The sequence below is a fragment of the Xenorhabdus sp. XBWT genome (assembly GCF_059072735.1).
This window is the reverse complement of the sequence record NZ_CM180990.1, coordinates 3,708,433-3,728,156: the sequence shown is the minus strand read 5'-3', so window position 1 is coordinate 3,728,156 and position 19,724 is coordinate 3,708,433. Positions and strand designations below refer to the sequence as shown.

Here is a 19,724-nt window from a genome sequence, read left to right as displayed (position 1 = left end):
TTTACAGCAAATTTAATTTAATCTCGGCGCTGAAATACAACAATATCAGCGCCTTCTCTACGGCTTTTTCATTGGATAAAAAATAAATCTATTATTTCAACATATTGTACTGAGATGCCAAGTTATCCAAGAAATCCAATTGACCGTTTACCAAGCTGATCAGATCATGTTGATTGATTTCATTGTCAAGCAATTTATACAGTTGATTAGCGAACTCAGTCCATGCCTGTTCTATTTTCACTGCTTCAGAAAGCAAAATAGTGCGTTCTACATCGATTTGCATCACATCTCTTATACCAGAAAGACGTAGATCAAGTTCCCGCATTTTAGTTTTCACCACGTCAGTCTCTTTTACCAATTGATCAATTTGGTCGCTCAATTTCATTCTGGCATTAGCCAAATCGATATATTTCAATCCTTCAGAGACTTTACCCAAAATTTTTCTGGCTATCTCAGCACCTTGTTTAATTGCCTGTTTGATAGCTTCTTTTTTAGGCTGGGTGAAATCCAGACCATCAATATCTTCAGCGCTGGGGATAAAATCTTTAAACATGTCCGCAATATTATTCTCTCGAATAACATCCTGACTTTCGATAATTTTAGCCCGATCAGCATCCAGTTTATTTTTCTTTTCTATTTTTTCATCGATATCAGTTTGCAACTCTGTCTTTTGTAATTCCGTTTGCGTAAGAAGATCTTGCAGACGCTCTGTAATCACCATATTGCTAATATCGCTGATTTTGTTTGTCAGTTTATTGGCTCTGTCAGTGAAATTGACAATAACATTATTAATATCTTTTGATAAACTCTGGATTAAATTATTGCGTTCTAGTATTAAAGCCTGACGATCATCTTCACTCAGAGAGGGATCAGACAGTGCAGCATCAATTTCAGTAATAGTTTGGAATGCAGTATCAGAAGTCAGTTGCTTGAGTGTCGGAGTCAACTGTGCCAGAGAATCGCGTACCATTTCATCAAATTCACGGCTATAAAGGCTGATTCGTTTGACTTTATCACCAATAATTTCAATACCTGAAGTTTGTCGCTGTGCCAAAAGCCAAATTGTATTTACCGCATGATTCATGGCTTTAATATCCGGATACATGTTTTCTTTTGGTAAGGTAATATTTTCAGACATTTTCTGTTCCTTTCTTATTTATAAGTTATTTAAAGAATAAATTAGCTATAGAGTTTTCTGTATTCCGCCAATGCTTCATCGAAAGTTTCAATTAATCGGGCGGCTGAGCCTTGAACGTCTCTCCAAGGATTAATAACTTGCTTAAATGTTAAAACAAAAGAAGTCAGCTTCAGTGCATCATTAATATCGTCGAATTTCTCTTTGGAAGCCGTAATTTGCATTAGCATCATGTTCCACATGAAATCTAAGTGATTTAAGGCCTCTTCTGCATCCAGCATACTGGTGTTAATGCCAGAAAAATTTAGGGACAGGTTTTGAATTGAAGTTTGTAATGCACTTTTACCTTTAACTTGATCTTGTAACTCTTTGACTTCATCAATCAGCTTATTTTTCTGTTTCCGCGCTTTTTCTGCCTTGTCACCAAAGATCCCGCCGGTAATCGCCCAGCCAATCAGACCACCCGCCATTCCGGAAAATGCCAAGCCCACATATTTATCGTAGTCCTTTTGAAGTTGATCAATCTCTTTGTTTTTCTCATCGATCTTATCTTGCAGATCTTTGATAGTGATAGAGAGATTATTTTCGTCCATAAGTTTTTTCTTACTCTTGACCTGTGGCTGCAACCCCTGAGCAATTGTACCGTCCGATAATTCACCGCCAATCAGTTTAAGTTTAAAGTCAGATACCACAGTTTTTACCTCTTGGGTATTTTCCTGCTGTTTTTTAATATCTTTCTTCATACTTTCGAGGATATTCCCCAATTCAACTGCTATCTCTTTATCATCATTGGTATATTTTATTTCAGCCAATTGCTTATCAGTTAAATCACCTAATTTCGCCTTTACACGTTCAATAATCGGCATCTGGTCAATAATACTGATTATTTCATCTCCCGTTAGGGTAATTTGTTCTCCTGCATTTTCCAGATCGATACTCTGTTGCTGAACCTTACTTTCCACACTACTCCAGCTAAGAGCATGGTCGTGAATTTCTTTAAACAAAGATGTCATCTTTGCAGGTTTTAAACCATCAATATCAATATCGTTATAACCGATATATTCTTTTACCCCTTCCAAAGTAAAAGGAAGCTCTAAACCATATTTAACATATAATTTAATGTTAATGAGATCTCCTTTAGTAAAGATCCCTCCCGGGCGGGCGACTCCTTCTGCTTGGCTGGTCAACATTTTTAAAGTGACTGCGGGAACTTCTGATACAGGAATCTGTTTTTCTGCTACAGCTTGATTTAATGACATATAGTTCTCCATTAGTGTTGATGACCTGATTTTAATTTAATATAACTTCGGCTCTTATCACCTGAGAATACTTTTATTTTAATACACTTAAAATATGAATAATTACATTTCTGTTGGCATAAATGATAATGATTTGTCTATAAATGAACTTTAATTTAATTATATTATTTGTTTTGTTTTTATTATTAACGCATATCGACACAAGTGAAATTAAATTTACTTTTCGCTTATTAATTTTATAGTAAGAATCACTTTTAATTTCACCATTAATATTTATTGTAAAAATAACATATTTGTTCAACGTAAATGATAAAAACATATTATTATATGTATTTTTATCTTTAAATTTGTTGTTTTTCTGATTTCGATGTGATTTTTAAATTTATTCGCCATATTATTTATAAGATGGTTTATATTAATTATATCCAATGAATATTGAGAAAAAAAGTTTTGCGAATGGGTATATAACTCATGAAAGACAGGAAATTTAGGATATCAAACTGCCCGATTTAGCTATTCGGGCAATTTGATTTATCAGATAATCAACTCAGTAACTAATGAGAAGATAATTAATATAGTTATTGAGCGGCAACAGCTTCCATTCCTACCAATCCAATTTTGAGGTAACCCGCTTTACGCAGGGAGTCCATCACACTCATCAAAGTTTCATAATCCACGGTTTTATCTGCCTGAAAGAAGATCGTGGTGTCTTTGTTGGATTGTGTAGTCTGATCCAATACTGAAGATAAGCTATCGCGATCAATCTGCTTATCACCGACATAAAGCTGATGATCCGCTTTCACGGTCAGGAATACGGGTTTTTCTGGTCTTGGTTGTGGTTTAGCTGATGATGCAGGCAAATCGACTTTAATATCTACCGTTGCCAGAGGTGCCGCTACCATGAAAATAATCAGCAGCACCAACATCACGTCAATAAATGGCGTGACGTTAATTTCATGCAGTTCACCGCTATCGTCCAAATCTTCATTAAGACGCATTGCCATAATTTCTTACCTTGCTTCTGTTTTTTCAGCTTTACTGTCAGCCAGATCAAGATCACGCCCCAGCAACAAGATTGCCTGAGCAGCCATGTCTCCTACTTGCCCACGGTATGATGAAATGACTCGGGCAAAGATGTTATAAATCACTACCGCAGGGATTGCAGCCACCAAGCCCAGAGCTGTTGCCAGCAATGCTTCTGCAATACCCGGTGCAACTACAGCCAGATTTGTGGTTTGTGAATGTGCAATACCAATAAAGCTGTTCATGATCCCCCAAACTGTCCCGAACAGACCCACAAATGGGGAAATTGCACCGATGGTTGCCAGATAGCCATTACCACGCCCCATATGGCGGCTAATGGTAGCAACTGCGCGCTCCATACGAAATGAAGTACGTTCTTTGATGCCTTCCTTATCAGTACTTTCAGCAGACAGGACACGTTCTGACTGTGCTTCATTCAACAGCAGGCGGCTGATGCTCTGCTTGCCAAAATCTGTGGCAATTTTTGTTGCCGCATCCAAATTAGCGACATCAGCCAAGGCCAGTTGTTCTTTGCGCAAACGGCGGCGAGCCATTGACAATTCAATCCCTTTGGAGAAAAACAGCGCCCATGTGATGATAGAAGCAATCACTAAGCCTACCATGACGCTTTTTACTACTGCGTCCGCATTCTGGTACATACCCCAAACAGACAAATCTGTTGCAAAACCACTGGACGTGTTTTCAATCGGTGGAATGACAGTTTCGGTTACTGTGGTTTCGGCCGTCACACTTTCGGCCGCGTTACCTTCTGCCCCGTTACTTTCTGCCGCATTACCCTCTACAGTTTGTGTGCCTGTGCTTGGTGGTACATCCGTTTTCTGATCGTTAGCGGACGATTGCGCAGTTGCCGGAGCGGCTACCTGAGCAGCAGCAACCTGATTTTCTGGCGCAGCAGCCGATGTTGACGGTGCCGTATCAGCCCATGCTGAACTTGTTAATCCGAGTGCCAATAGAATAGAAGCTGTCAAATTACGCATCAGTTAGCCTTACTCTCTTTCTTATAGATTCTGTTACTTAGCAATGAATAGCGTTTACTCATCTTGCTAATCCTAATATGACCTGAGCCATGCCTCTTACCACAGTGCTTGTTACCCACTGTGCTTCTTAACCGTTTTAGGGGAAAAGTCCGCCGCAAATGATATCAGACATTGAGCGATTTGATAGTAATTATCATTACTATTTAATGAAAAAGTTCCAATTAACGTTATACTTTCGCTAGTCTCTTCTGGTTTCCCTTCAGCGGAACACTGTGAATTTTCCTCAAGTTGCCCGAATCTCTTTGGCAAATCTGTCTTAAATCTTTTAACTTGCTAATCATTTACTTGAACAAGTTTTATTTAGTCTCCGGGCAATAAACAAAAAAATCAATTAAGGGGTGGGATGCCATGACTGAAAAAAAACTGGAAACCTTATTGGTCAATGCAGGAAGAGAAAAGAAATATACGCAAGGTGCCGTTAATACCATAATTCAACGTACATCATCTGTCATTTTCAATACCGTTGAAGATATGCATCATGCTTTGAATAACCACCATAAAAATACATTAGTCTATGGTCGCCGTGGAACAATGACGCATTTTGCCTTTCGGGATGCGATGACCGAGCTTGAAGGCGGCGCGGGTTGCGCACTTTATCCTTCCGGTACGGCCGCCATTACTAATTCTATCCTGTCTTTCGTAAAGACAGGCGATCATGTTCTGGTAACAGGCAATGCATATGAGCCAACACAGCTTTTTTGCAATAAAGTTCTGCAAAAAATGGGAGTTTCCACTGATTATTTTGATCCGATGATCGGTGAAGGTATCGCTTCGCTTATTAAGCCAAATACTACCGTGCTCTTTCTTGAATCACCCGGTTCACTGACAATGGAAGTACAAGATGTTCCCGCCATTGTACGAGCCGCCCGTCAGGTCAATCCTGAGATTGTTATTATGATTGATAATACATGGGCGGTCGGCATTCTGTTTAAAGCTCTGGAGTTTGGTGTCGATATTTCCATTCAATCTGCCACAAAATATATCATTGGTCACTCCGACGGAATGCTGGGAACAGCAGTTGCTAATGCGCGATGTTGGGAACAACTCAGAGAGAGATCTTATCTGATGGGGCAAGTTGCTGATCCTGATACCGTTTATATGGCAACCCGTGGATTACATACGCTGGCTGCTCGCCTCAAGCAACATGAAGAAAACAGCATTAAAGTTGCCAAGTGGCTCGCACAACAGCCGGAAGTTGCTGAGGTGAATCACCCCGCCCTGCCTTCTTGCCCGGGACATATTTACTTTAAGCGCGATTTCACCGGTGCTTGCGGGTTATTTTCTTTTTTCCTGAATACCCAGCTTACCCCTGAACAAGTTTCTGATTATCTGGATAACATGAAGCATTTCAAAATGGCGTATTCATGGGGAGGGTTTGAGTCATTGATTTTAGAAGTCCACCCCAAAGCGCTCAGAGCACTGCACCAGTATGATTTATCGAAAAAAACCGGCACGTTGATCCGCCTTCATATAGGATTGGAAAATCTGCAAGACTTGATCGATGATCTGGAAGCAGGTTTTGTTCGCCTGAAAGGCCGTTAAATTTCAGACAAAGTGATTCACTAAAACCGTGGTTGTCTTTCTTTCTATTACAGACAACTGCGGTTTTCCATATGCTGAATCAAATCAATCCCCATCTCCTCATTTTGCGGTACACTGAGCTGGATCCATTTTGTTAACTAGTTTACTCGCAAATTTACAGGATAAATGATGGAAATGTTAAGCGAGATCGTGCATGCACTCTGGCATCATGATTTTAACCAACTTGCCAACCCCGATATTATTTGGGTGATTTATGGTGTCCTCTTTTTCACACTGGTACTGGAAAACGGGTTGTTACCCGCCGCCTTTTTACCTGGTGATACTCTGCTGGTTCTTTCTGGTGCCTTGATAGCTAAAGGCGTCATGAGCTTTATTCCCACACTTGTCCTACTCACCATCGCTGCCAGTCTGGGTTCTTGGTTGGGATATTTGCAGGGTCGCTGGCTCGGGAATACTCATCTTGTCAAGAACTGGCTGGCCCAACTTCCGCTACAATATCGCCAACGAGCCAATCAACTCTTCGCCAAACATGGCCTGTCCGCTTTGCTCATAGGACGTTTTTTAGCTTTTATTCGCACTCTCCTGCCAACCTTTGCCGGTATTTCTGGTCTAAATAATAAACGCTTTCAATTTTTTAACTGGTTAAGTGGTTTTTTATGGGTCATTATTGTTGTCGGCTTTGGCTATATCTTGAATCAGATTCCTTTCGTCAAAGCACATCAAGATCTGGTCATGAATATTTTGATGATTTTACCTGTTATTCTGCTGCTCAGTGGGCTGTCCGCTTCTCTATTGATGTACTGGCGTCACAAGAAAACATCATCAAAAAAAGGTCAGTAAATATACTTGCCGTGTTAACTTTCTTATAAGAAGCATACTTCTATTTATTAACCAAAAATAATCAATATTAACCAAAAAGATCAAACAATCCGGGTCCATTCCAACAAGCACTATTGCAGTCAATAGTTTGAATAATGACAAAATTTATATACTGTGTAACTTTTGCCGGGCGGAATGGACTACTCCAACAATGAAGCATTACAAATAAAATAATGGTATATTTACTATTATAGTCAAAGAGTTACATGATTACTGTTAGTGAGGGCGTTATCATTATGCAAAACTTTACACTACACCCACCCACCGAATGATGTTTTAGAGACCGGGGTTGCGCAGGGTTCTGAAGAAGAACGAATTAACAAAACTATCCATGCCACTCGTCAGTTTTTTGAAAGTATGGGCGTTAAAACCCACCTTTCTGATTATCAACTTGATGGCAATTCTATTCCAGCCATGATCAAAAAATTAGAACAGTAAGGTTTGGTTTCTCTCGGTGGATACCAAAACATTACGATTGATGTCAGTCAGCGTATTTATGAGGTGCCCATCTGAAATTCCAAATCTGAAGGAGGTTAGAATGGGTCAGCAAACAATTATTAAACTCGTTGATGATAACCATATGCCACAATTGGGGCTTGGGGTTTGGCAAGCGAGTAATGAACAAGTTGTTAAGGCTATCCACACCGCGTTAGAAGTGGGTTATCGTTCCATTGATACAGCGGCAATTTATCATAACGAAACAGGTGTAGGAAAAGCCTTAAAAGAAAGTGATATCCCTCGAGACGAAATTTTTGTTACCACGAAACTTTGGAATAATCGTCATCTGGATGTCAGCACTGCACTACAGGAAAGCCTGGATAAACTCCAACTGGATTACGTTGATCTTTATCTCATTCAATGGCCTGTTCCCGAACAGGATCATTACGTCGATGCTTGGAAACAGCTCATTGAGCTGAAAAAAGAAGGACTGGTCCGCAGCATTGGTGTTTGTAATTTCCATATTGAGCATTTGCAAAAAGTGATGTTAGAAACCGGCGTGATTCCTGTTATCAACCAAATTGAATTGCATCCCCTGATGCAGCAACGGCAGCTCCATTCATGGAACGCAACCCATCACATTACAACTGAATCCTGGAGTCCGCTATCTCGTGGTGGAAAAGGCGTCTTTGACTCATCGCTAGTTGAACTGTTAGCAATTAAATATGGTAAAACACCAGCGCAGATTGTGATTCGCTGGCATCTTGAGTGCGGCATGATTGTTATTCCTAAATCTGTTACGCCTTCTCGCATTAAAGAAAATTTTGATGTGTTTGATTTTAGACTGGAGAAAGAAGATCTCACTGCCATGGCTGAATTGGATATAGGTAAGCGAATAGGGCCAAATCCTGATACTTACAATCAATTTTGAAAAATAATTAACCAATTTAAAAAATACTCAACGTAAAATAAGTCTATCTGGAAAACTCAAATTTATATCCACTCACCCCGTTCAAACCATTCCAACTGGCCTGAATCCTGTTTTTCAGCAGGATTCAGGTACATATATCAAGGCAATAGACGCTGCTAAATCATCATAATTCATTGGTTAAATCTATATTTCTAATAGTAACTATATTTATTATTTATGTATATTTAATGATATAAGCTTACTTTACGATGATAAATAAGAGGCCCATTAAATTAATGTCCAGTAATTACAAAGGTTAATTTAAAAAATTGAATCCCCTTTTTTATTGAAACCTCAAACAAACTTAAGGAAATAACAATGATTTATGTAGTTATCTCTTTTCTTATGCTTATTCCTTTTTTCTTCGTATTAAAATGGTTCCTATTATCAAGCTATATCTACCACAACGCATCGGGAATTATGCTTGCAATAACGGCAATTGCTTTTCATATGTATGTCTTTCGCTTTGATAAAATCCCAGTTGTGAATATTGCAATATCACATAACCCTATAGTGCTTTACGGTGAGATTGTGATTGCATTGATACACGCTATGATCTACTCCATTTGCTTCAAGCGGTACTATGGAAAGTTTGACTCATGAGAATTATTAATTTCTCTTCCTCCGATAAAGAGACTATCTTCACCCAACGATAATCCTGTCTTACCGTTGAGAATTTTCGCATTTCGTTTCTTCTTCATTAGAAGATTTGGTATTCGCGGTCAAAAGATAGGGTGATTGTTGCCAGCGGCTGGGAGTCAATTGCAGTAGGTTATGGGCCAGAATAAAGCCAATTGCCAGAGATAACAAAATCATGATCCTGAGTAAGTTAGTGGTGTTATCAACCTGCTTGGCTTCCGTTGCCAATCTGTGAGTATCTAGTGTCAGGCGAAGAAAACCTTTTGGATGGCTTTCTCCGGGTATCGGTACAACAATCTGTTGGTTAAAGTAACCACTGGATTTTTTACCCTCCAATGATAATCGTTCACGGACCGAAATCGGTTCTCCACTCCGTGCTATCTGCGTTCCATTCTCCAAATAAACACTGGCATCTAAAATACGGCTTTTGCTCGTCAGATAGTCCAAGTTAACTACAATTTTTTTATTATTAAGATCTTTACTGCCATTCTTCATATAATCAGACAAGCTGAATGCAACCTGTTTTGCCAATGTTTTCGCCAGTTCTTCAAACTGATCCATATGAGCCTGTTGCTGAGCACGGCTAAAATAGGAAACCCCCTGCATCAGCAGTACCAGCAATGCTATGCATATTAAAATAATAGCCGTTTTGTGCAGTCGAAACTTTAGTTTTGCTTTTATCATAGTTATCCCATCCCGTGATCAAAAAGCACATGTTGCCAGATGCAGTATTGATAGGATAGTTTGAAAAGCGCTTTTTGCCTGCCAAAATTACATGGAATTACAGGAGTCAATGTACATGTCTAATAATCTGGCTTATCGCTACTTACCGGATGAGATCCATAAATGGCCTGGGTTACCATTATCTCTCAGTGGTGATGAAGTCATGCCACTGGATTACCGAGCCGGAGATAGCGGTTGGTTGCTGTATGGGCGTGGTTTGGATAAACAACGCATCAGCAATTTTCAGCACCGTCTTGGCGCAGCCATTGTAGTCGTATCTTCATGGCGTATTGATGATTATCAAGTTGTCCGCATTGCCGGCAGTCTCTCTCCTCGCATTAAACGACTGGCAGATGAATGCTACCTAGATGTTGTTCCATTGGGACAAATCCCGCGTCTGCGTTCACCCGGCCTGTTAGTAATGGATATGGATTCAACAGCTATCCAGATCGAGTGTATTGATGAAATTGCTCGTTTGGCGGGAGTTGGCGATAAAGTGGCTGAAATCACCGAGCGTGCGATGCAAGGCGAACTGGATTTTTCAGAAAGCCTGCATGAACGAGTAGCCCAACTTGCAGGCGCTGATGCCTCAATCTTACAGCAAGTAATGGAAACACTCCCTCTTATGCCGGGGTTAACCAGCCTTGTTCGCAAGTTGCAATCGCTGGATTGGCATGTCGCAATTGCATCTGGCGGCTTTACATACTTCGCCGATAATCTTCGCCAGAAGCTACGTCTTTTTGCTGCTGTCGCTAACCAGCTTGAGGTAAAAGATGGCAAACTGACCGGCAAAGTCAAAGGACCTATTGTCGATGCAAAATATAAAGCAACCACGTTGATAAGACTGACAAAAGAATTGGGTATTCCATTGAGCCAAACCGTTGCCATTGGGGATGGTGCCAATGATCTGAAAATGATCCGTAAAGCCGGGTTGGGCATTGCTTATCATGCAAAACCTAAGGTATATGCTCAGGCTAAGGTTTCTATTCGGCATGGTGATTTGATGGGAGTTTTGTGTGTTTTGAGTGGTGGTTTGAAACACGAAGAGCGTTAATGGCATACCCAATAGGTGTTGAATTTCAGTTTGAGCCAAAAAGTAATCATATGAAGGGAGGAGAAAGTGGCAAAAGCAGCAAAACGGGCATTTGTCTGTAACGAATGTGGCGCGGATTATCCCCGCTGGCAAGGGCAATGCACCGCATGCCACGCATGGAATACCATTACGGAAGTACGTTTGGCCGCAGCCTCATCCTCTCGCAATGAACGTTTCAGCGGTTATGCCGGTGATACGGGAATCAGTAAGGTCCAAAAACTTTCAGAGATTAGTCTGGAAGAGTTACCGCGCTTTTCAACCGGGTTTAAAGAATTTGACCGCGTTCTCGGTGGGGGAGTGGTTCCCGGTAGTGCCATTTTGATTGGTGGTAATCCCGGGGCGGGGAAAAGTACCCTACTTTTACAAACCATGTGCCAGTTATCGGCTCAGATGAAAACCCTGTATGTGACGGGTGAAGAATCATTGCAGCAGGTGGCAATGCGGGCACATAGGTTAGGGTTGCCGACCGATAAACTGAACATGTTGTCAGAAACCAGCATTGAACAAATTTGCTTGATTGCAGAGCAAGAGCAACCAAAGCTCATGGTAATTGACTCAATTCAGGTCATGCACATGGCAGATATTCAATCCTCGCCGGGCAGTGTAGCGCAGGTCAGGGAAACAGCAGCATACCTGACCCGATTTGCCAAAACCCGTGGCGTTGCCATTATCATGGTTGGTCATGTAACAAAGGATGGTTCCTTGGCCGGCCCTAAAGTGCTCGAGCATTGTATAGACTGTTCTGTCATGCTGGATGGCGAGGCAGATTCCCGCTTCCGTACTCTCCGCAGCCATAAAAACCGCTTCGGGGCTGTAAATGAGTTGGGTGTTTTCGCCATGACTGAACAGGGATTACGGGAAGTGAATAACCCTTCTGCCATTTTCCTGAGCCGTGGTGATGAAATTACAGCAGGCAGTTCCGTCATGATTGTGTGGGAAGGTACTCGTCCCTTGCTAGTTGAAATTCAGGCACTCGTAGACCATTCCATGATGCCAAACCCACGTCGTGTAGCAGTGGGGCTTGAACAAAATAGGCTGGCTATTCTGCTGGCGGTTTTGCATCGACACGGCGGTTTACAAATGGCTGACCAAGATGTTTTTGTTAATGTCGTAGGTGGTGTGAAGGTAACGGAAACAAGTGCTGATCTCGCGTTATTGCTCTCTTTGGTTTCCAGTTTCCGCAATCGTCCTTTACCCCGTGATTTGGTGGTATTCGGTGAAGTGGGGCTGGCAGGAGAAATTCGTCCCGTCCCCAGCGGTCAGGATCGTATTTCAGAAGCCGCCAAACACGGTTTTAAACGAGCTATTGTGCCTCACGCTAATATGCCGAAAAAAGCATTACCAGATATGAAAGTATTTGGAGTCAAGAAACTAGCTGATGCTTTATCCATTTTGGATGAGCTGGATGATTAATTTGTTGGTTATTACATGAAGACCTAAGTTTTTTTCTTAATTACTGAACATATTATTTGCCTGACCTCATCATACTAAATGAGGCAGGCAATAAAAAAAATCAGTGAGTTACTCACCATATTATTTCGTTTATTCAAACCGCCAATGGTTATATTTATTGTTACATAGCGATAGGAAAAAACTTATAAATATGCAGAAGACATATTACAATTAAGCTGATAATTTAGTATTTGTCTTTCTTATTTTATACATATCCTTGATTATCTGATTTTAAATTTCTACAATTGCCAAAATGACAGTATTTCATCCCAAAACATCAATAAACAACCACTTTTATTTTTACTTTCATGATAAGCATGTTATTTTGTTTAATATATTAAACATCAAGGGGATTATATGGGACAGTTTAACTACTTGAAAGAAGCCATCAAACAAGCAGGTTACACGTTACAGCAAGTTGCTGATGCCAGTGGCATGACAAAAGGTTACTTAAGTCAGCTTATTAACGATAAAATAAAAAGCCCGAGCGCACAGAAACTTGCTTCACTCCATCAATATCTAGGATTGGCGTATCCCATGGAAAAGAAAACAGTCGGTGTTTTGTTTGGTAAATTTTACCCGTTGCATACCGGACATATTTATTTGATTCAACGCGCATGCAGTCAAGTTGACGAATTACACGTCGTTCTTTGTTTTGATGAAGTTCGTGATCGTGAGTTATTTATCAATAGTTCGATGTCTCAGCAACCCACTGTAAGTGACCGTTTAAGATGGTTATTGCAAACGTTCAAGTATCAAAAAAACATTCGTATCCATGCATTTGATGAACACGGGATGGAACCTTACCCAAATGGCTGGAAGGCGTGGAGTCAAGGTGTAAAAACATTTATGGCAGGAAAAGGGATCAATCCTAACTACATCTATTCCAGTGAAGAGCAGGATGCTGCCCGCTACAAGGAGTATTTCGGCATTGAAACCGTGCTCATTGACCCACAGCGCTCATTTATGAACATCAGTGGCAGCCAAATTCGTCAGGCTCCTTTCCGCTATTGGGAGTATATTCCAACAGAAGTAAAACCATTCTTTGTGCGTACTGTTGCCATTCTGGGCGGAGAATCGAGTGGAAAATCAACATTGGTGAATAAGCTGGCCAATATATTTAACACCACCAGCGCATGGGAATATGGGCGTGAATACGTGTTCTCCCATTTAGGAGGAGATGAAATGGCCTTGCAATATTCAGATTACGATAAAATTGCATTAGGTCAAGCTCAATATATTGATTTTTCAGTTAAATATGCCAACAAAGTTACATTTATTGACACTGATTTTGTTACAACACAAGCCTTTTGCAAACGCTATGAAGGAAAAGAACACCCATTTGTTCAGGCAATGATTGATGAATATCGGTTTGATTTAGTTATCCTTTTAGAAAACAACACCCCTTGGGTGGCTGATGGTTTAAGGAGTTTAGGCACTCAACGGGATCGCAAGGAATTTCAACATTTACTTGAGAGCTTGTTGAAGACAAATAACATCGATTATGTTTGTGTCAATTCACCAGACTATGATCAACGTTTTTTACGTTGTGTTGAACTGGTTCAACACATGTTAATGGAGTAACTAACATTTATCTATAAAATAGATCTGCCTTATATTATTATCACTATTAATTGATAATGATTTATTTTCCATAGTAACTTTTATCATTATGTGTTTATTTCGTTTTAATGGTTAATTAAATGTTCATTGTGGTTATTTTTTACATGCGGTAATAAAATAAATTGTGATAATAATATTTTTTGATGCTAAAAATTTACTGTTTTAACTTGAATTGTAGAGAAATAAGTCATTTAATGAATAGACCTATTGACTTATTTATATAAAATTTATTAGTTATTAATAAACCCATAAATAATACAGGTGTATTTAATCAGTAATGGAGGCAATGTAAAAATAACATTAAAATATTAATAAAATATATAATGACTTTTTTCCTTATTACCAAATTGGAATAAATACATAAGAATTTATACTATTTTTATTTAACGCAGTTTTTGTTGTAGTCATAATTAATTAATATTCTTGATTTTTTATTCTAAGATTAAGAAACATCTCATGTATTATATAGTCATTGTAAATAATAATTGACATAAGATGAGTGTATTTTTAGCTAAGATGTTTCGAATATAAACTATTTTTATTCGCACAATGCTATAAGGATATTAGTGTTATTGTGAATGAATTTAGACAGCATATGTTAAGGAAAAAGCTTTAATCTTTTAACCTAATTGTGTTGAGAATATGAACTTAAATCAATTTAAATCGATTGAAGTTATCAATATTTCATATGGTTTAACTGATACTACAGTTAATCATGAAATGATTTCAGATATCACATTTTCTATTATACCAGGTGAAATTACTTTGATAACAGGGCCGAAGGCATCGACTAACAGCACCGTACTGTCGATTACATCGGGTATGTTACAACCAGATCAAGGAGATGTATTAATTAATAATAACAAGTTGAAACTAATGAATGATGTAGAATTAGGGCAGTTTCACGCCCAAAATAGTGGGTTTATTTTTCAGGGTTTTAATTTATTTAGTGAACTCACACTATTAGATAACTTGTTATTATCAAATTCTTATGGATTATCGCTTTCTAGTGAACAAGCAGAAAAGATCGCGCAGAAATCGTTAGATATAGTGAAATTAGGCGATAAAAGCCGCTATTACCCAGGGGAACTGTCTGAAAACGAAAAGCAATTGGCTGCGATAGCAAAAGCCATTGTGAGAAGGCCTGAATATTTATTTGCAGATGATCCTACGCGTAACCTAGATCATCAGGCATTTCAGACATTCATTAATATCTTTAAATTTATAGCACATGAACAGAAAGGTACGGTTGTAATTGCCTCCCAAGATAACCGCCTGTTGAAGCATGCAGATAGCGTTATCACTTTAGCAAGTGGAAAGGCTGTTAAGACTTATGAATCTTTCCAAGAACGACGCGTTTTGTGTAGTAACTAGCTGTAAATTTGGAAAAACGGCCTGATATCAGGCCGTTTTTTTCTATCTGGATTATTTACTGATCTTTTTATATTTAATACGGTGAGGCTCCAGTGCTTCAGCTCCCATTGTCCGCTTTTTATAATCTTCGTATTCGCTAAAGTTCCCTTCAAAAAAGGATACTTTACCTTCATCTTGATAATCGATGATATGTGTTGCTATACGGTCAAGGAACCAACGGTCATGGGAAATAACCATTGCGCAGCCCGGGAATTCCAGCAGGGCGTTTTCCAATGCGCGCAGAGTTTCAATATCCAAATCGTTGGTTGGTTCATCAAGCAACAGCATGTTGCCGCCCACTTGCAACAGCTTGGATAAATGCAGACGGCCACGCTCACCACCAGACAATTCACCAACGCGCTTACCTTGATCTACGCCTTTGAAGTTAAAACGTCCAACGTAGGCACGGCTTGGTATTTCAAAGTTGCCGATACGCATGATATCTTGACCGCCAGAAACTTCTTCCCAAACGGTTTTGCTGTCATCCATATTGTCGCGGAACTGCTCAACAGAAGCCAGTTTCACGGTTTCACCCAGTGTAATGGAACCAGAATCCGGCTGTTCTTGAGCCGACAACATACGGAACAAAGTCGATTTACCCGCACCGTTCGGTCCGATGATCCCGACAATCGCGCCTTTTGGCAGAGAGAAGCTCAAATCATCGATCAGAACACGATCACCATAAGATTTGGTTAGGTTGGTCACTTCCAGCACCTTGTCACCTAAGCGTGGGCCAGGTGGAATAAACAACTCACTGGTTTCGTTGCGCTTCTGGTACTCAACGTTATTAAGTTCCTCAAAGCGGGCCAGACGCGCCTTACCTTTTGCCTGACGTCCTTTCGGATTTTGGCGTACCCACTCAAGTTCTTTCTCAATGGATTTACGGCGAGCAGCTTCTGACGAAGCTTCCTGTGCCAGACGGGCATCTTTTTGTTCCAGCCACGAGGAGTAATTACCTTCCCATGGAATCCCTTCACCACGGTCAAGTTCCAAGATCCAGCCAGCCACGTTATCAAGGAAGTAACGGTCATGGGTAATCGCAACCACAGTGCCTTCGTAATCGTGCAGGAAGCGTTCCAGCCATGCAACAGACTCAGCATCAAGGTGGTTGGTTGGTTCGTCGAGCAGCAGCATGTCTGGTTTTTCCAGCAACAAGCGGCAGATTGCTACACGGCGGCGCTCACCACCGGACAAATGTTCGATTTTGGCATCCCAGGCTGGTAAGCGCAGGGCATCAGCCGCTCGCTCAAGCTGGTTATCCAGATTATGCCCGTCATGGGATTGGATAATCGCTTCCAGTTCGCCTTGTTCTTTAGCCAGTTTATCGAAATCCGCATCAGGATCAGCATAAGCTGCATAAACTTCATCAAGACGCGTCAGAGCATTTTTGACTTCGCTGACCGCTTCTTCTACTGCTTCACGAACAGTATTTTCAGGATTGAGTTTTGGTTCCTGTGGCAGATAGCCAATTTTAATGCCTGGTTGTGGGCGAGCTTCTCCCTCAATATCTTTATCAATACCCGCCATGATGCGCAGTAAGGTTGATTTACCTGCACCATTGAGACCAAGAACACCAATTTTTGCTCCGGGGAAAAAACTTAGAGAAATATTTTTCAGAATATGCCTTTTCGGGGGAACAATTTTGCCAACCCGATGCATACTATAAACATATTGAGCCAATGTAGTTTACCTTTTAGTTAATCAGGAAATTTTTGAAATTCATTTGCGCTTATGGGGCTTGGATGGCGTATTTTACCCTAAATTTTACGTATCGTGTTGTTACCCGATTAGGATTAAATACAAACCTTCTATGGACGCAAACGGTAAAAAATTATCTGTGCGGAACGTCTATGTATGAATGCTATTGCCGTTCCAAATCGTTGATTGTATTCACTACTGAATGGAATACCAATAGGGTTATCCATGGCTTTATAAAATAAACATTTTCCCAATTTGTATCTTTTATACCCCATAAGTTGTAATAAATCACATCAATAATATGATTATAATTACATAGCATTTTAGCTATGTGGTTGGCATTGTTCATTTGGGCACTGTTCATCTGATCCTTGATAGTCGTCTTCTGAAGGGGTTGTGGCAATGAGTAAGTGGCAGTATTTTGCAATGGCTGTGGGTATGCTTTCTGTTGTTACGGGAGCGGCACATACTGATTCTCTGAGCGTTCAACGTCAGCGATATCAAGAGATAAAACAAGCGTGGGATGCAAAGAATATGGTGAAAGTCGCACATCTGATGCCCACGTTGAAAAATTATCCCCTCTATCCCTATCTTGAATATCGTCAATTAACTCAAGATCTGGTGCTTGCCACTCCACAGCAAATTCAACATTTTATTCATACTTACCCTACTCTGCCGCCAGCACGTTCTCTGAACTCACGATTTATTGATGTACTGGCAAGTAATGGCGATTGGCCGGGTATTCTGGCATTCAGTCCCAATCCCCCAAGTACAGTAGCAGAAAGCTGTAACTATTACTTTGCTCAATGGGCTACAGGCCACCAGCAGGTTGCATGGAAAGGAGCCGAATCGATTTGGCTAAGTGGCAACTCATTGCCAGATAATTGCAATAAACTGTTTGATGTCTGGGAACAAGATGGATATTTATCTGCGCATTTAATTTTGCAGCGTATCGAATTGGCGCTGAAAGAGAATAACGTCACTCTCGTTACCTATCTGGTCAAACGCTTGCCGTTAGATTATCGAGGTTTAGGATCAAGTTTGATCAAGCTGCAACAAAATCCGGCGCTGATTGAGCGATTTGCCACAACTACAACACCAACGGATTTTACCCGTTCGGTTATCATGACAATCTTTTCTCGTTTTGCCCGTGAAAATGCTGAACTGGCCAGAGTAAGTATTCCCGTATTTGCTCGGGCGCAAAAAATGAATGACACCGAGAGGCAGCAACTAAAAGATATCGTTGCATGGCAATTGATGGGGGATATTACGCAGGAACAGGCAAAATGGCGGGACGATAGTATTCGTAATTCACAATCTATCAAGTTGCTTGAACGCCGTGCCCGCTTAGCATTGAGGGATGACGATTATGCAGATCTTGGAAAATGGTTAACCTTGTTGCCAAAAACGACTTTACAGCAAGATGAGTGGCGATATTGGAGTGCGGTTCTCTTGTTCAAACAAGGAAAAACAGCTGAAGGCAATGCTATATTACGTAAGCTGACAGAACACCGCGGTTTCTATCCCATGGTAGCAGCCCAAAAACTGCATATACCCTATCCTCTGATCATTAATAAGGCAGAAAAACCTGATTCTTCTATTTCTAATATGCCAGAAATTCGGCGCATCCGTGAGTTACTGCACTGGAATATGCATGATCTGGCTCTCTCAGAATGGGTTAGTTTGGTTTCCTCGCAAGGTCAACTGAAGCAGGAACAATTGGCACGCTATGCGTTTGAGCAGCACTGGCCTGCGTTCAGTGTTCAAGCGACTATCACGGGAAAAATGTGGGATCATCTTGAAGAACGTTTCCCATTGGCATGGCGCAACGAATTTGCAAACTTTACATCAGACAAAGATATTTCACCAAGTTATGCGATGGCGATCGCCCGTCAGGAAAGTGCATGGAATCCACAGGCTCGTTCCTCTAAAGGTGCCAGTGGGTTAATGCAAATCATGCCAAAAACCGCAGAACATACAGTGAAGAGTAAAAAGATTCAAGGCTATGTCAGCAGTAGCCAATTAATGAACCCGGCCATGAATATTAAGATTGGCACTGCCTATCTGGATTCGGTTTACCAACGTTTTGACAATAACCGCATTCTCGCCAGCGCCGCCTATAACGCAGGCCCTACAAATGTTGTTCGTTGGTTGGCCAATACCTCCGGGCACCTTGATCCGATCGCTTTTATTGAGAGCATTCCTTTCACTGAAACACGCTCTTATGTTAAAAACGTCCTTGCTTATGATATGTTCTACCACAATTTTATGGGGAAAATGTCGAACATACTGACCAAGGCTGAATGGCAGAGACGTTATTAATTTGACAAATAAATATGATATGCTGCCGTACTAGTTCAATAGTATGGCAATTAATATATGACACAAAATCATTTAATTGATCCGGCACTATCGCCGGAAGATAGTGATGACTGGCTCGCTTTTGTTGCGTTGTTACAAACCGCATTTGAACAAAATTTGCAACATTCTATTTTACAGCTATTATTGACTCCCGATGAACGAACCGCCTTGTCTACCCGGGTTCGGATTATTCAGGAATTGATGCGTGGGCAAATGAGTCAGAGAGAGCTGAAAAACGAGCTGAGTGTCGGTATTGCAACCATCACTCGTGGCTCCAATAGCTTAAAATCAGCCCCGGCTCATGTGAAAAACTGGCTAGAGGCACAGTTATTAAAATAGCGGTTATGACACCCAGTGGATTTCGGGTTGCGGTCAACAGAACTGTGGCTAGAAAAACTAAAGGGATAAATGATGAGTT

The 19,724-nt window shown here is 40.6% G+C and carries 15 protein-coding genes and 1 pseudogene; 10 read left to right on the top strand and 6 right to left on the bottom strand.

The annotated features are described in order from the left end of the window. Positions 1-91 precede the first annotated feature (91 nt). The 4 genes from AC5JQI_RS16260 to exbB form a co-directional block, all read right to left on the bottom strand. Entirely contained in the window at positions 92-1,138 is a 1,047-nt protein-coding gene (locus tag AC5JQI_RS16260; RefSeq protein ID WP_493912916.1) for an alpha-xenorhabdolysin family binary toxin subunit B, read from the bottom strand. Positions 1,139-1,179: 41 nt separating this feature from the next. Next, the gene (locus AC5JQI_RS16255; protein ID WP_493912915.1) at positions 1,180-2,406 is read right to left on the bottom strand and encodes an alpha-xenorhabdolysin family binary toxin subunit A; all 1,227 of its coding nucleotides are present in this window, start codon (positions 2,404-2,406) and stop codon (positions 1,180-1,182) included. 566 nt (positions 2,407-2,972) lie between these two features. Continuing rightward, complete coding sequence (gene exbD, locus AC5JQI_RS16250; protein WP_237387813.1) at positions 2,973-3,398, bottom strand: TonB system transport protein ExbD; 426 nt, start codon at positions 3,396-3,398, stop codon at positions 2,973-2,975. Between the two features lie 6 nt (positions 3,399-3,404). Then, positions 3,405-4,415 carry a tonB-system energizer ExbB gene (gene exbB, locus AC5JQI_RS16245; protein WP_493912914.1) on the bottom strand — a complete coding sequence of 337 codons (1,011 nt, stop codon included), beginning with the start codon at positions 4,413-4,415 and terminating at the stop codon, positions 3,405-3,407. A 408-nt stretch (positions 4,416-4,823) separates the two neighbouring features. On the opposite strand from exbB, the gene metC reads away from it, so the two are divergent. The 4 genes and pseudogenes from metC (at position 4,824) to dkgA (ending at position 8,265) form a co-directional block, all read left to right on the top strand. Next, positions 4,824-6,017: a cystathionine beta-lyase gene (metC, locus tag AC5JQI_RS16240; protein ID WP_493912913.1), complete on the top strand. Its 1,194-nt coding sequence runs from the start codon at positions 4,824-4,826 to the stop codon at positions 6,015-6,017. 168 nt (positions 6,018-6,185) lie between these two features. Continuing rightward, positions 6,186-6,857, top strand: coding sequence for a DedA family protein (locus AC5JQI_RS16235; protein WP_493914716.1), 672 nt, complete (start codon positions 6,186-6,188; stop codon positions 6,855-6,857). 327 nt (positions 6,858-7,184) lie between these two features. Further along, positions 7,185-7,409 (top strand): annotated as a pseudogene (locus AC5JQI_RS16230) (NADH-dependent alcohol dehydrogenase); the annotation flags it as partial. 25 nt (positions 7,410-7,434) lie between these two features. After that, positions 7,435-8,265 carry a 2,5-didehydrogluconate reductase DkgA gene (dkgA, locus tag AC5JQI_RS16225; RefSeq protein ID WP_493912912.1) on the top strand — a complete coding sequence of 277 codons (831 nt, stop codon included), beginning with the start codon at positions 7,435-7,437 and terminating at the stop codon, positions 8,263-8,265. A gap of 702 nt (positions 8,266-8,967) precedes the next feature. Here the strand turns inward: dkgA and AC5JQI_RS16220 are convergent. Then, positions 8,968-9,627 (bottom strand): YtjB family periplasmic protein, encoded by a 660-nt coding sequence (locus AC5JQI_RS16220; RefSeq protein WP_493912911.1) that lies wholly within the window; start codon positions 9,625-9,627, stop codon positions 8,968-8,970. Positions 9,628-9,742: 115 nt separating this feature from the next. On the opposite strand from AC5JQI_RS16220, the gene serB reads away from it, so the two are divergent. The 4 genes from serB to AC5JQI_RS16200 all read left to right on the top strand — a co-directional run bounded on the left by serB (position 9,743) and on the right by AC5JQI_RS16200 (position 15,208). Beyond that, positions 9,743-10,720, top strand: coding sequence for a phosphoserine phosphatase (gene serB, locus AC5JQI_RS16215; protein WP_323853346.1), 978 nt, complete (start codon positions 9,743-9,745; stop codon positions 10,718-10,720). A 66-nt stretch (positions 10,721-10,786) separates the two neighbouring features. Next, entirely contained in the window at positions 10,787-12,172 is a 1,386-nt protein-coding gene (gene radA / locus AC5JQI_RS16210; RefSeq protein ID WP_493912910.1) for a DNA repair protein RadA, read from the top strand. Positions 12,173-12,568: 396 nt separating this feature from the next. Beyond that, entirely contained in the window at positions 12,569-13,795 is a 1,227-nt protein-coding gene (gene nadR, locus AC5JQI_RS16205) for a multifunctional transcriptional regulator/nicotinamide-nucleotide adenylyltransferase/ribosylnicotinamide kinase NadR (protein WP_493912909.1), read from the top strand. A 681-nt stretch (positions 13,796-14,476) separates the two neighbouring features. Further along, on the top strand, positions 14,477-15,208 hold the full coding sequence (locus tag AC5JQI_RS16200; protein WP_493912908.1) for an ATP-binding cassette domain-containing protein: 732 nt from the start codon (positions 14,477-14,479) through the stop codon (positions 15,206-15,208). A 51-nt stretch (positions 15,209-15,259) separates the two neighbouring features. Here AC5JQI_RS16200 and ettA read toward each other — a convergent pair whose 3' ends face one another. Further along, positions 15,260-16,927 carry an energy-dependent translational throttle protein EttA gene (gene ettA, locus AC5JQI_RS16195; protein WP_493912907.1) on the bottom strand — a complete coding sequence of 556 codons (1,668 nt, stop codon included), beginning with the start codon at positions 16,925-16,927 and terminating at the stop codon, positions 15,260-15,262. Between the two features lie 420 nt (positions 16,928-17,347). Here ettA and sltY point away from each other — a divergent pair, with 420 nt between their 5' ends. Next, positions 17,348-19,267, top strand: coding sequence for a murein transglycosylase (sltY, locus tag AC5JQI_RS16190; RefSeq protein ID WP_493912906.1), 1,920 nt, complete (start codon positions 17,348-17,350; stop codon positions 19,265-19,267). Between the two features lie 57 nt (positions 19,268-19,324). Continuing rightward, complete coding sequence (gene trpR, locus AC5JQI_RS16185; protein ID WP_323853341.1) at positions 19,325-19,645, top strand: trp operon repressor; 321 nt, start codon at positions 19,325-19,327, stop codon at positions 19,643-19,645. Positions 19,646-19,724: the final 79 nt, after the last annotated feature.